General features: G+C 50.5%; 12 protein-coding genes. 9 read left to right on the plus strand and 3 right to left on the minus strand.

The genetic code is table 11. The features are described from left to right. Both BUE76_RS07195 and BUE76_RS07200 read right to left on the minus strand, forming a co-directional pair. Positions 1–409 (minus strand): RDD family protein (locus BUE76_RS07195; RefSeq protein WP_216820638.1); only part of this gene is annotated, 409 nt, incomplete at its 3' end. A gap of 84 nt (positions 410–493) precedes the next feature. Beyond that, the gene (locus BUE76_RS07200) at positions 494–1,045 is read right to left on the minus strand and encodes a YqgE/AlgH family protein (protein WP_073040434.1); all 552 of its coding nucleotides are present in this window, start codon (positions 1,043–1,045) and stop codon (positions 494–496) included. A 128-nt stretch (positions 1,046–1,173) separates the two neighbouring features. On the opposite strand from BUE76_RS07200, the gene BUE76_RS07205 reads away from it, so the two are divergent. Continuing rightward, positions 1,174–2,544: a sensor histidine kinase gene (locus BUE76_RS07205; protein WP_073040431.1), complete on the plus strand. Its 1,371-nt coding sequence runs from the start codon at positions 1,174–1,176 to the stop codon at positions 2,542–2,544. A gap of 112 nt (positions 2,545–2,656) precedes the next feature. Here the strand turns inward: BUE76_RS07205 and BUE76_RS07210 are convergent, their stop codons facing one another. Beyond that, positions 2,657–3,889, minus strand: a complete 1,233-nt coding sequence (locus BUE76_RS07210; protein ID WP_073040430.1) for an S-adenosylmethionine:tRNA ribosyltransferase-isomerase — start codon at positions 3,887–3,889, stop codon at positions 2,657–2,659. A 260-nt stretch (positions 3,890–4,149) separates the two neighbouring features. Between BUE76_RS07210 and mraZ the strand changes: the two genes are divergently transcribed. The 8 genes from mraZ (at position 4,150) to BUE76_RS07250 (ending at position 14,117) form a co-directional block, all read left to right on the plus strand. After that, the gene (gene mraZ / locus BUE76_RS07215) at positions 4,150–4,605 is read left to right on the plus strand and encodes a division/cell wall cluster transcriptional repressor MraZ (protein WP_073040428.1); all 456 of its coding nucleotides are present in this window, start codon (positions 4,150–4,152) and stop codon (positions 4,603–4,605) included. Beyond that, complete coding sequence (gene rsmH, locus BUE76_RS07220; RefSeq protein WP_073040426.1) at positions 4,605–5,561, plus strand: 16S rRNA (cytosine(1402)-N(4))-methyltransferase RsmH; 957 nt, start codon at positions 4,605–4,607, stop codon at positions 5,559–5,561. Before mraZ ends, rsmH begins: the two co-directional genes overlap by 1 nt. Positions 5,562–5,720: 159 nt before the next feature. Beyond that, positions 5,721–6,059 (plus strand): FtsL-like putative cell division protein, encoded by a 339-nt coding sequence (locus tag BUE76_RS07225; protein WP_073040424.1) that lies wholly within the window; start codon positions 5,721–5,723, stop codon positions 6,057–6,059. A gap of 81 nt (positions 6,060–6,140) precedes the next feature. Next, positions 6,141–8,249, plus strand: a complete 2,109-nt coding sequence (locus BUE76_RS07230) for a penicillin-binding protein (protein ID WP_073040422.1) — start codon at positions 6,141–6,143, stop codon at positions 8,247–8,249. A 1-nt stretch (position 8,250) separates the two neighbouring features. Beyond that, positions 8,251–9,717 (plus strand): UDP-N-acetylmuramoyl-L-alanyl-D-glutamate--2,6-diaminopimelate ligase, encoded by a 1,467-nt coding sequence (locus BUE76_RS07235; protein ID WP_073040421.1) that lies wholly within the window; start codon positions 8,251–8,253, stop codon positions 9,715–9,717. An 88-nt stretch (positions 9,718–9,805) separates the two neighbouring features. Then, positions 9,806–11,083: a phospho-N-acetylmuramoyl-pentapeptide-transferase gene (mraY, locus tag BUE76_RS07240; protein ID WP_073040419.1), complete on the plus strand. Its 1,278-nt coding sequence runs from the start codon at positions 9,806–9,808 to the stop codon at positions 11,081–11,083. Between the two features lie 103 nt (positions 11,084–11,186). Continuing rightward, the gene (gene murD, locus BUE76_RS07245) at positions 11,187–12,605 is read left to right on the plus strand and encodes a UDP-N-acetylmuramoyl-L-alanine--D-glutamate ligase (protein ID WP_083596365.1); all 1,419 of its coding nucleotides are present in this window, start codon (positions 11,187–11,189) and stop codon (positions 12,603–12,605) included. A 105-nt stretch (positions 12,606–12,710) separates the two neighbouring features. Further along, positions 12,711–14,117, plus strand: coding sequence for an FtsW/RodA/SpoVE family cell cycle protein (locus tag BUE76_RS07250; protein ID WP_143157211.1), 1,407 nt, complete (start codon positions 12,711–12,713; stop codon positions 14,115–14,117).

Consider the following 14,117-nt stretch of genomic DNA (forward strand, 5'->3'; position numbering starts at 1 on the left):
CCACCAGGGTTCCGGCCAGTTTATCGTGTAGGGTTTGCTTTTTGTTATCCCACAACATCATCAGGTAACCGATCAGGAGGATAATGGCGGAAAGAATTTTGCCAAAATAACGGCCGGTGGCCTGTCCGAATGTAATAGGACCTCCGTTCATATTGGTTACTTTCAATCCCAGGGCTTTTTTGCCCAGGGTAGCCTGGTTGGGGCCCGATTCCATCACAGCATAATACAACCAACCTACAAGAAAGTTAAGTACGGTGTTTACGTTCTCTTCAACAAAGAACCTCATGATAAACTGAAGGATGCCCAGCATCAGTCCATCAAGAAAAGCGGCACCAAAGCGTTCCCAGAAACTGGCATAGCGTGCCTGGGTAAAAATCGGGTGGTCGGTGGAGTAGTTTGGTTCCATCATGCAATTAGTTTGGTTGAATATATAAAGCAATAGGCAATTATTTGCCAGATCTCCCATCTCTTCAAGAGATAGGAGATCTAAGCCTTAATTTAACTGTGGGTCTATTGGGAAATTGATCATCATCTCGTACTCACCGCCCAGGTGCTTGAGCGATTCTTTCCAGATTTCTTCTGCGTTGGGATGAAAAATAAGTTCGTGGGTAGCAGCTACTGTCAGCCAGGTTTTTTCTTCCATTTCCCCATCCAATTGACCGGCGCTCCAGCCCGAGTAGCCAATAAAAAAACGGATATCATTGGCATCGAGGCTACCGTCTTTCAGGTGCTGCATCACACTGTCGAAATCACCGCCCCAATAAATTCCGGGCATGATCTCTACACCACCCGGTACCAGCTGGGGCTGGCAGTGTAGAAAGTGAATGGTATTCATCTGAACAGGGCCGCCATAGTACACCGGTACCGAAAAGCCGTCCATATCGGGTAAGAGTTCATCCAGGGTATTTTCATATTGGCGGTTGAGTACAAAGCCTACGGTTCCTTCTTCCTGGTGCTCGGTGAGCAGCACCACGGTACGCATGAAGTTGGGGTCTTTCAAAAAGGGATCTGCAATCAATAAAACGCCTGCTGCCGGTTGGGTCATACGTTAAATTATAGGTAAACGAAACAGGAAGTTACCAGTTGAATACCAATGCTACAATAATCTTGTGCCAGCAACCGGGCGGCTGGCACCCATTTTTTTAACCCGTATTTTTTCCGCAACTTGTCCCAGTGAAACGAATTTTTCCCATCATTATCCTGTTGATCACACTTTCCGTACTGGGTATCATTTGGATACAGGTATCGTGGCTACGCAATATGTTGCTGCTGAAAGAAGACCAGGTAGAGCAGAAGGTGTACGATGTTACCAAGGGTGTGGGCGAAGACCTGGGTCAGTACAAAAGCAGTCCTGCCCCTTCCAAGGTGAAGATATTCCCAGAGGTGCGCGACGAGTTTTCGCTGGAGTTTTCCAAACCTTACAGCGTAGGCCAGCGGTTTACCACCCTTGAAATTTTCAACAAGCTGAAAGTGGCTTTTGCCAACCAGGGGCTCAAAGATCTCAACTTCGAGTTTGGGCTGGCTTCGCTGCGGCCCGGATCGCCGCCCTATATGGAGCGGATGTCGGCCAACTTTACCAATTGGTACCAGGATTCCGCACACTATTACGCCACCAATTATATCCTGTTGGCGCCCGGCGGCTCGCTGCTGGAAAGCCTTGCCTACGACGAGGTGCTGATTGTGGTGGTGCCCAATATCAAGAATATTGTGGCCAAGGACCTCATCCCGCTGATGATCTTTTCCATCCTGCTGATGGTGGTGGTGCTTACCGCTTTTTACCTGACGGTACATACCATGCTGAAGCAGAAAAAGCTCAGCGAAATCAAGAACGATTTTATCAACAACATGACCCACGAGTTTAAAACGCCCATTGCCACCATATCGCTGGCGGTGGATGCGTTGAAGAACGAAAAGGTGATGGCCGACCCCCAAAAGCTGCTTTACTTCAGTGGCATCATCAAGGAAGAAAACCAGCGCATGAACCGGCAGGTGGAAACCATTCTGAAGTCGGCGCTGATGGACCGCCAGGAGGTACAGCTCAACCTCAAAACCCTGCACCTGCATGAGATCATTGGGGATGTGGCCGACAACTTTGTGCTGCGCCTCAATGAAAAGAACGGCGAGCTGGAAACCAACCTGGGTGCTACCCACGACCAGATTGAAGGCGACGAAGTGCATATTTCCAACCTGGTGAACAACCTGATGGACAATGCCGTGAAGTACAGCAAGGAAAATGTGCCGCCCCGCATTTGTCTGACCACGGAGTCTACTGCCGACAAGTTTATCCTCCGCATTGAGGACAACGGCATTGGCATGACCCGCGAAACGGTGAAGCGGATTTTTGAGAAATTTTACCGGGCCCACACCGGCAATGTGCACAATGTAAAAGGCTTCGGTCTTGGCTTAAGTTATGTGAAGACGGTAGTGGAAGCCCACAATGGTGATATCAAAGCGGATAGTACCCTGGGTAAGGGCAGTTGCTTTACCATTGAGTTTCCGTTGAAACCCCCTGTCCCCCTGAAGGGGGAACCTAGGTCGAAATAACCTTATAAACAACAACGCCCCTCCAAAGCAGAGGGGCGTTGTTGTTTATGAACTGAAGTACAGCCTAAAGTAGGGAGCAGAAAAGGGGGCAACTCCAACCTAAGTTCCCCCTCTAGGGGGACAAGGGGGGTGTGCGGCTGAGCAAACTACTATCCCCATAACTCAAAAACCGGTACTCGTTGTCCAGCGCATGCCGGTACACTTTTTTCCACTCAGGGCCAACAAAGGCAGCAACCAGCAACAGCAAGGTGCTTTGTGGCTGGTGAAAATTGGTGACAATTGCAGATGCTGATTTAAATGTATAACCCGGTACAATGATCAGGCTGGTGCGGCAAAACAGCAGTTCCTGGTTTTTTTGTTCCAGATGTTGCAATAACGCCTGCAGGCTTTCTTTATAGGTAATGGTTTGCGCAGCCAGCTCATAACATTCCCACTGCACCAGTTCCAGTTCTTCTTCGTTGGAAAGGAATGCGCCATTGAGCAGTTTGATCCCAATCCAGTGCAGGCTTTCGAGCGTGCGCAACGAAGTGGTGCCCACAGCTACGATATTTTCTGAATCAATAAGCTTGCGCAATGTATGCTGCGACACCTGGAAGTGCTCGGCATGCATAGGGTGCTCGCCGATGGTTTCCGACTTTACCGGTTTAAACGTACCCGCACCCACGTGCAGGGTAACAGGTGCCGTATGTATGTTTTTTGCGGCCAAAGCACTGAACACTTCATCGGTAAAGTGGAGTGCGGCCGTAGGCGCCGCCACCGATCCTTCTTTATCTGCAAAAACAGTCTGGTAGCGGGTACTGTCTTCTGTTTGCGCATCGCGCTTGATATATGGGGGTAACGGAATAGCGCCGGTTTGGTGCAGCACATCGGCAAAAGGCAGGTGCGCCGGCTGCCACGCAAAGCGGATCACAAAGTGATCCACTTCCTTCGACACATAAAAAGCCTGCAGGGTACCGCCGCCCGGTACCTCTTTTTCCAGTACCTGCCCGGGCTTCCACTTGGAGGCGCCACCCACCAGGCAGTTCCACGAGCACACACCACCACCCTGGAGCGCCATTTCCATGCTGGTATTGTGCGGTTCGAGGCAAAAAATCTCGATTACACCGCCGGAAGGTTTGCGGAAAAGCACCCTTGCCTCGATCACTTTGGTGTTGTTGACCACCAAAGTGGTATTTGGTGGGAGTTGGCTGGGCAGCTGGTAAAAACGTTCATCGGAAATCCTCCCACTTTTATACACCAAAAGCTTCGAATCATCCCTTTTAGGCAGCGGAAAGGCTGCAATTCGTTCGTTGGGAAGTTCGTAAGTGTAGTCGGCAATCTTTATTTCCTGTGGTTTTTGTTTCATCAAAAGGTACTCTAATGCTTTATTGGATCGCAAACTTATGACTTGTCCACAACTTGTTCACGCAGATTGCGGTTTATCCACATCCTATTCACAATGTTTAATGAGTGTTAATCATTATAAGTTCCTAAAACCCTTACCCAGCAAGGGATAGGGGCAATTGCCTGTTGTGGATAAAAACAGAAATTTTGATCCCGCAGTGAGAGTGGGAAATTGTGTTATTTTGTGTCACTCTTGAGCGATTTCCTCCCGAGTTTTATGGAATGACAGGTTTTTTAGGAGAATTTGAAGCAACACTGGACTCCAAAGGTCGCTTTCTGTTCCCGGCAGGCTTTAAAAAGCAACTGACGGAAACCGAAAACGTACGCTTTGTAGTAAACCGTGGCTTCGAAAAATGCCTGAGCCTGTATACCATGGAAAGCTGGGAGCCGCTGTTTGCCCGCATCAAAACACTCAACGACTTTGATCCCAAAGTTCGGGAGTTCCGCCGCTTCTTCCTCAACGGGGCCACAATTGTGGAGCCCGATGCTGCCGGCCGCATTTTGCTGCCTGCCAACCTGAAGGAATACGCTGGTCTGGAAAAAGATATTGTGCTGGCATCGGCGGTGGACAAGATCGAGATCTGGGCTAAAGACAAGTACCAGCAGTTCTTTGATAACTACGCTGCCGACGACTTCAGCGCACTGGCTTCTTCGGTGATGACCAATAATGAAGGATAATGGGAAAGAAGGATAAGCCTGAAGGTAAAGTTGGGGTTGAAGCGCAGGAAGAGGCGGGATACCATGTGCCGGTGCTCCTCCACGAAACCATCGGAGGTTTGGCCATCAAACCCGGTGGGGTGTATGTGGACTGTACGTTTGGCGGTGGTGGCCATAGCCGGGAGATTTTGAAGCAACTGGGTCCAGAGGGCACGCTGATCGCTTTCGACCAGGATGAAGATGCGCAGCGCAACCTGCCCGATGACAGCCGGGTGTTGTTTGTGCCGCACAACTTCAGGCACCTGAAGCGCTTCCTGAAGCTGCACGGCTTTCCGGAAGTAGATGGCGTGATGGCTGACCTGGGTGTTAGCTCGCACCAGTTTGACGAAGCAAGGCGTGGTTTTTCCACCCGCTTCGATGCAGACCTGGATATGCGGATGGACAGGAGGCAGGAGCGTACTGCTTTTCATATCCTGAACACTTATGGAGAGGCCGAGTTGCACAAGCTTTTTGAACAGTATGGCGAAGTGACCAATTCCAAAACCCTGGCACGTAAGATCGTTGAAGTGCGGGGATTGGGACCGATCAAAACCATTGCGGGTTTCAAAACATCCATGCACCCCATTGTAAAAGGGAACCCGAACAAATATTTCGCACAGGTCTTCCAGGCCCTGCGCATTGAGGTGAACGATGAGTTGGGTGCGCTGAAGGATATGCTGGTACAAATACCGCAGGTGCTGAAAAGCGGAGGGAGAGCAGCCATCATCACCTTCCATTCTTTGGAAGACCGGTTGGTGAAAGTATTCTTCCGCGATGGTGATTTTGAGTTGGAGGAAGATGAAGTTTTTGGCGGTAAGAAAAGTGTAAGCGAGCTGGTGCTGGTAAATAGAAAGCCCATCACGGCAAGCGAAGAAGAGTTGCGCCGCAACAGCCGGTCGCGCAGTGCGAAGCTAAGGGTGGCGGAAAAGAAGGGATGAGAGAGGGGTGATTGGTGATTAGTGATTGGGTATTAGGAATTGGGTATTAGGTATTGACCATCTACCATTCGCCATTCACGTTTGCCGTTTCACGTCTCACGAACAAACAACATTTAAAACGTACCCATGGGCCATGGTCCATGGTCCATAGTCAATAAAATGCAAGCACCAAAGCCTGAAAAAAAGGCGGCCTTTTACTGGAAACGGATGCTGAACTACCAGGGTGTGGTGCAGCAGATTCCGTTTTTTTTATTTCTGGCCCTGCTGGCAGTGATCTATATCTATAATGGTCACCGCGCCGATAAAACGGAGCGGGCCATCAGTAAAACAACGAGGGAGTTGAAAGAGCTGCAGTTTGAATACAAAACCGTAAAAGGCGATGTGCTCTTCCGCAGCAAGCAAAGCGAACTGGTAAAGGCCGTTGAGCCCCTGGGTTTGAAAGAATTGACAGTGGCGCCTTCGGTGTTGGTGGATAGTGTAGGAGGAGGAGGTGATTAGTGATTGGGTATTGAGTATTCACCATTCACCATTGACCATTCACGTTTCACGATTGACGTTTCACGACAGAAAAGACAAAAATTGGAAATCAAACGCGACATATTGTGGAGAGTGTACCTAAGCTTTATCGGCATTGGGGTACTGAGCCTGATGGTGTTGGGTCGTGCGTTTTATATCCAGCAGGTACAGGGCGATTACTGGCGGGGCATGTCGGACAGCCTTCACCAGAAATTTGTGACCCTGGAAGCGGAGCGCGGAACCATTTATTCGGAAGACGGTCAGATGCTGTCTACCTCTATTCCTTATTTCGACATCTACATGGATTTCGGCGCCGAAGGGCTGCGTGATAAAAACGGCAAGCGTTTCCGCGAAAACGTGGACTCGCTTTCTTATCATCTTGCTGCGCTTTTTGCCGAAAAATCAGCAGCAGTGATCAAGAAAGAACTGCAACTGGCCTACAACCAAAAGAACCGCTACTACCTCATTCATAAAGGGCTCTCGTTTGACCAGTACAAAATGTTCCGCGAGTTTCCGCTGGTACGTATGGGCCGCAACAGGAGCGGCATCATCGCCGAGGTAAAAACCAAAAGGCTTAATCCTTTTGGGTTGCTCGCCAAGCGAACCATTGGACTGGCAAGGGAAAATGCGCAGAACGTAGGCCTGGAAAGGACCTACGATACTTTGTTAAAAGGCACATCGGGTCACCGCCTGGTGCGCTTTATTGCCGGAGGCGCCGCCGTGCCGGTGGATGGCTACCAGATCGATCCTACCAATGGCAAGGATATCATCACCACCATTGATGTGAACATTCAGGACATTGCCGAGAACGCGTTGATGAAGATGATGGTGGAAAGCGAGGCGCAGCACGGTACCTGCATTGTGATGGAAACCAAAACCGGTAAGATTAAGGCCATTGCCAACCTGGGCCGCACCGGCGAAGGGGTGTACGATGAAAACCTGAACTACGCACTGCAAACAACCGAGCCCGGTTCTACCATCAAGCTGGCCACGCTGCTGGCGGTATTGGATGGTGGTTATAGCAAGATCAATGATGCGGTGTCGGTCGGTTCGGCGGGCCGCGAGTTTGTAGGCGTGCGCAACATCACCGATGCCGAACGTTCGCCCAAACCCGTACTTACCGTTCGCGAAACATTTGCACACAGCTCCAATGTAGGTATGGCCAAACTGGCCCTCAAGGCATTTGGCGACAAACCCGACGAGTTCAAGCAATACCTCCAGAAATTTCACCTCGATCGTAAAACCGGTGTAGGACTGGTGGGTGAAGAAGCGCCGCTTTTGCCCCGTTGGAAAAGAAACCGCGAAGGCCTGCATGCCATGCTCACCATGGCCTTTGGTTATGCTATTGAAGTAAGCCCTTTGCAAACCCTGATGCTGTACAATGCAGTAGCCAACAATGGCCGCATGATGCGTCCTTACCTGGTGAACACCATCAAGAGTGATGGCGTGGCCGTGCAGCACTACGAACCCGAAGTGATTGACGAAGCCATTTGCAAGCCCGCCACCATTGCCGCCGCCCGCAGCAGCATGGAAGCGGTAGTTACCGAAGGTACCGGCAAGCCTGCATTTAAGGATATGCCTTTTGCGGTTGCAGGTAAAACAGGTACCGCCCACGTTGCCGGTGGCAATGTCAAATATTATGATGGTGTGTACCAGGCATCTTTCGTGGGTTATTTCCCTGCCGAGGCACCTGAGTACAGCTGTATCGTTTTGGTAAAAACACGTCCGCATGCGGCCCTCCACTATGGTGGCCAGCTGGCGGCTCCGGTGTTCCGCGAGGTGGCCACCAAGCTCTATGCATTGTATGTGCAAAAGAAAAAGGCAGTACCCGTACAGGTGCCCATCGATAGTTCGGTGCATGCCTTTGCCGGTTATGCGCCTGATGTGGCTACCGTGCTGCAGGGTACCGGGATGCGCTACCACGATTCGGCTGGTAAGGCAGAATGGTACCGTGTGGTAAGTGCTGACAACAGGCCGGTATCGAAAGCAGTACCTGTAGAAAAAAGAAAAGTTCCCGATACGCGGAATATGACCTTGCGCGATGCGCTTTACCTCCTGGAAAACGAAGGGATGAAAGTAAAGGTAAAAGGCCGCGGTAAGGTAATGGCGCAGGATATTCCCGCAGGTTCGCCCGTGGTAAAGAACCAGGTAATCACACTTGTATTGAATTGATTTGAAACAGCTGCAAGAAATATTATATAAGGTAAGCCTCACTGCAGTTGCAGGGGATACTGCTATCGATGTATCCGGTGTGCAGATCGATTCGCGTGCTGTGCAGCAAGGCTCGCTTTTTATTGCGATTAAAGGTGTGGGTGTAGATGGCCACCAGTTCATAGGTAAGGCTATTGAAAAGGGTGCAGTTGCAGTTTTGTGTGAAGATATGCCTGCCGAAAAGCAGGAGGGTATCACCTATGTGCAGGTGCGCAGCACTTCCGAGGCTGCGGGCCAGGTTGCCCATAATTTTTATGATGCGCCTTCTGCACGTTTCAGCCTGGTAGGTGTTACCGGCACCAATGGTAAAACAACCATTGCCACTCTTTTATACAAACTGTTTACTGGCCTGGGTTATACCTGCGGCCTGGTGAGCACCGTTGAAAATATCATTGCCGGTAATGTGGTGCCTTCCACACACACCACGCCTGATGCGGTTCGCCTCAATGCCCTGCTGAAGCAAATGGCGGATGCAGGTTGCAGCCATGTGTTTATGGAAGTAAGCTCGCATGCCGTGCACCAGCGCCGCATCGCAGGTTTGCATTTTGCTGGTGCGCTGTTCAGCAATATCACCCACGACCACCTCGACTATCACAAAACATTCGACGAATACATCAGGGCCAAGAAAGGCTTCTTTGATGGGTTAACAAATAATGCCTTTGCCATCACCAATGCCGATGATAAACGCGGAATGGTGATGCTGCAAAATACGGTTGCCAAAACCTATACCTACAGCCTGCGTACCATGGCCGATTTCAAAGGAAAGATCCTTGAGAACAGCCTGAGCGGACTGATGATGACGGTAAACGACCAAGAAGTGCATTTCCGCCTGATTGGTGAGTTCAATGCGTACAATATCCTGGCGGTATATGGTGCAGCCATCTCCCTGGGTGAGGACAAGCAGGAAGTACTGCAGGTGCTGAGTGCACTCACCAGTGCCGAAGGCCGGTTCGATTACCTCGTTTCGCACAATGAAGGTGTAATTGGTATTGTGGATTATGCGCACACACCTGATGCCTTGTTGAACGTATTGGCAACCATCAACAAACTGCGTACCGGCGAAGAGCAGGTGATTACCGTAGTGGGTTGTGGTGGCGACCGCGACAAAGCCAAACGTCCCATCATGGGCGAGGTGGCCTGCGAGCATAGCCATAAAGTCATTTTCACTTCCGATAACCCACGCAGTGAAGACCCTGCACAGATACTGGCCGAAATGGAAACGGGACTGAAAACGGCACAACGCCGCAAGTTCCTCTCCATTGCCGATCGCAAACAAGCTATCAAAACTGCGGTGAGCATGGCCGGCCCCAAGGATATTATCCTCATTGCCGGAAAAGGCCACGAGAAGTACCAGGAGATCAAAGGCGTGAAGCACCACTTTGATGATAAAGAGGTGTTGATGGAGGTGTTTAAAGAATTAGAGAAATAGCTTTTGGCTTTTAGCCTTTATCTGTTAGCTAGCCAACCGCCAACAGCTAAGGGCCAATAGCCATTACCCAATAAAGACAAAGAGCTGAATGTTATATCACTTATTTGAATGGTTACGCAACAATGGCACAAACTTCCCGGGTGTTGAGCTCTTTCGCTTCATCACCTTCCGGGTACTGATTGCGGTATTGTTGTCGCTGATCATTACTACCGTTTATGGCAAGCGCCTCATCAACTACCTGCGCAACAAGCAGGTGGGCGAGGGTGTGCGCGACCTGGGCCTTGCGGGCGAGCAGATGAAGAAGGGCACGCCAACCATGGGCGGTATCATCATCATCCTGGCGATCCTGATACCAACGCTGTTGCTGGCCAACCTCGAGAAGGTATACATACGCCTGATGATTGTAAGCACCATCTGGTTGGGTGTGATTGGTTTTATCGACGATTACCTGAAGCTGAAGGCAAAGCGGCTGGCACAACAGGCAGGGCAGGCATACAAAAAAACAGATGCCGATGGTTTGGCCGGTTGGTTCAAGATCCTAGGCCAGGTAGGCCTTGGTGTGATCATTGGTGCTACGCTTTACTTCAACGATAATGTGACCATCTGGCGTGAGTTCCAGGGTGTGCCCAAGGCAGACAATGCGGACGTTTTCTCCCGCGAGGTAAATGGCCGCACCAAGTATTTTGTAGAAGCGAAAGACCCGGTAACTACCATTCCTTTTGTAAAGAACCACGAGTTCAACTACAGCAAGTTGCTGCCCGAAGCAGTGCGCCCTTATAGCTGGGTGCTGTTTATCGGTATTGTCATTTTTATCATCACGGCGGTTTCCAATGGCTCCAATATCACCGATGGTTTGGACGGGTTGGCAACCGGTACTTCGGCGCTGATTGGTGTTTGCCTGGGCATATTCGCCTATGCAAGTGGTAACCTGCTGCTGGCCGATTACCTCAATATCATGTACATACCCAACCTGGGTGAGCTGTCCATTTTTATTGGTGCCATGATCGGTGCTTGTGTGGGCTTCCTGTGGTACAACTCATTCCCGGCACAGGTATTCATGGGCGATACCGGTTCGCTCACGCTGGGTGGTATCATCGCGGCCCTGGCCATCATTGTACACAAGGAACTGCTCATTCCCATTTTCTGCGGGGTGTTCCTCGTAGAAAACCTGAGCGTGATGATGCAGGTGAGTTATTTCAAGTACACCAAGAAGAAATACGGTGAAGGCAGAAGGATTTTCTTAATGAGCCCGCTGCACCACCACTATCAAAAGAAAGGCTATCACGAAGCGAAGATTGTAACGCGTTTCTGGATCGTAACCCTGCTCTGCGTAGTGTTTTCGATTGTAACGCTGAAGCTGAGATAAGAGCGGCCCCTCCCCGGCCCTCCCCGGTGGGGAGGGAGCAAAGAAAGAGGCTGACTGTAAATAGATAGAAAAGGCAAACTGTACCAAGGAAAACTAAACGTCAATGATAAACCTGTCGCAACATAATTCGGGACTTGCCCCTACCTCCCCCTCCACCGGAGGGGGCCGGGGGGAGGCCGGTGGGGGGAGGACCTCTCTTGTTGTTCTAGGCGGAGGCGAGAGCGGCGTGGGTGCCGCCATCTTAGCCAAAAAGGAAGGCTATGATGTGGTGCTGATGGATGAAGGTTCTTTGAAAGCTGGTTATCGTAGCGAACTGGAAGCGGCAGGCATCGCGTTCCTTGAAGGTAGCATTGATGGTGAAAAACTGCTGGCAGCTGCTGAAGTGGTGAAAAGCCCGGGCATTCCGGAAAAGAATGAATGGGTGAAAAAGATCAGGGCTAAAGGTATCCCGGTGATATCGGAGATCGAGCTGGCATACCGCCATAAAGGCGACAGCAGGATCATCGCCATTACAGGTTCCAATGGCAAGACCACCACCACTTCGCTGATCTATCATATCTGCAAAGTGGGCGAACTGGATTGTGCGCTGGTAGGCAATATCGGTTACTCTTTTGCCCGCCAGGTGGCCGAAGATCCCAAGCCCCTGTATGTGTGTGAGATCAGTTCTTTTCAGCTCGATGATATTTTAACGTTCCGCCCCGATGTGGCGGTGCTGCTCAATATCACCGAAGACCACCTGGATCGCTACAACTACCAGTTTGAAAACTATGCGGCAGCCAAGTTTCGCATCATGATGAACCAACTGCCAACGGATCATTTTATTTATAACGAGGACGACGAAGTGATCGTGAATCACTTAAAACATAATTCAATTACAGCTAATCAACTACCGATTACCATGAAGAAGGAAGTAGCCAAGGGCGCACAGATCAAGGACAACGAGCTGCAGGTGAAAACCGGTAACGAGCCGCTTGAAATGAGCGTGTACGATTTTGCATTGAAAGGAAAACACAACCAGTACAACACAATGGCAGCATGTGTGGCGGGTTCTACCATGGACATCCGCAAAAACAAGATCCGCGAAGCGGTGCAAACATTCTCCAGCCTGGAGCATCGCATGGAGCCCGTGCTCACCGTGCGGGGTGTTGATTTTATCAACGACTCCAAAGCTACCAATGTAAACAGCACCTGGTATGCACTGGAAAGCATGACCAAGCCTACCGTGCTCATCATGGGTGGTGTGGATAAAGGCAACGACTATTCGCTGATCATGGAGCTGATCCAGGAGAAGGTGAAAACCATCGTTTGCATGGGTACCGATAACAGCAAGATTGAAGCGGCCTTCAAAGATGTGGTGCCCGTGGTAAGCACCGGCAACGCCGAAGATGCCGTGAAAGCTGCTTTTGCTGCCGCTGTTCCCGGTGATGCTGTGTTGATGAGCCCTGCCTGCGCTTCTTTCGACCTGTTTCGCAACTATGAAGACCGCGGAACCCAGTTCAAGAACGCTGTGAAAAATCTGTAATTGAGTTAGGAACCACGGAGCCACATGCGACACATTGGAACACAGATTAACTGTGTAACTCCGTGTTCCTCTGTGACTCCGTGGTTCAAAAGATAAGCCACCGCTATGGACGAATTGTTGAACATACCCACATCGCTGAAGGGATTGAAGCATAGGCCACATGGTGACAAGACCATCTGGGGCTTGGTGCTGTTGCTGGGATTGGTATCGTTGCTGGTAGTGTACAGTGCTACGGGTTCGCTTGCGTACAAGATGTACAAGGGCAATACCGAAGTGTACCTGTTCAAGCAGTTTGCCTTCATCATTATTGGTTTCCTGGTGATCTATTTCGCCCACCGGGTAAACTATACCATCTATTCCAAGATCGCCAAGGTGATCTTCCTGTTGTCTATTCCCTTGTTATTGTATACCCTTTTCTTCGGGGTGACACTCAACGAGGGTAGCCGCTGGATCAAGCTGCCGATCATCAACTTGACCATGCAGACTTCTGACCTGGCCAAGCTGGGACTGTTTATGTACCTGGCCCGTTTGCTCAGTAAGAAGCAGAAAAACATCAAGGATTTTAAAAAAGGTTTTATACCGGTGATGCTGCCTGTGGCGGCTACCTGTTTGTTGATTGCGCCCGCCAACCTGTCAACCGCATTGTTGCTTGGTTCCAGTTGCATGGTGTTGCTCTTCATTGGCCGTGTGGCAACAAAGCACCTGCTGATGGTAATGGGCGCAGCGCTGGTTCCCATTATTGCCCTGGTAATGGCTGCGGTTATCAGCCACAAGACTGCCAGCGATGTAGAAGAGGAAGTGGTTGCTAAAAAAGAAGAGCGTAGTGCGCTTACCCGCCGGGTAAGTACCTGGGTGAGCCGCGTAGAGAACTTTATGTACGGCGACAAGGAAGCTGCCGATGATAACCTGTACCAGGTAAACCAGGCCAAAATCGCTATTGCCAAAGGCGGCTTCCTCGGCAAGGGGCCCGGCAACAGCGAGCAGCGCAATTTTTTGCCGCAGGCCTACAACGACTTTATCTATGCCATCATCATCGAGGAGTATGGTCTCCTGGGTGGTGCCTTCATCATATTCGTGTACATGGTATTTCTGTACCGCAGCATACGCCTGTTCAAGCGATGCCCTTATGCATTTGGAGCCTTCCTGGCACTGGGACTTTCGTTTACGCTGGTGCTGCAGGCTATGGCCAACATGGCGGTGAACGTAAACCTCTTCCCGGTAACGGGTGTAACCCTGCCGCTGGTAAGTATGGGGGGTAGTTCATTCCTGTTTACCTGTTTGTCCATCGGCATTATCCTGAGTGTTGCCCGCAACGTGGAGCAACTGGAAGGTAAGGCCGCACTGGCCGAAGAGCGGGCCGCTTTAAAAGCAGCAAAAGCAGTGGAAGCGGGTGAAGATGCAGTAGATGCAGAACAGGAGGCAGTAGCAGTAGAAGCACTTAATGGTTTGAAGGGTAAAACCAACTCCGGTAAAAAGCTGGAACCCTTATCTGAAGATTCACTGCCTTTCTAA

The sequence above is a fragment of the Cnuella takakiae genome (assembly GCF_001953305.1).
Lineage (GTDB): Bacteria > Bacteroidota > Bacteroidia > Chitinophagales > Chitinophagaceae > Flavisolibacter > Flavisolibacter takakiae.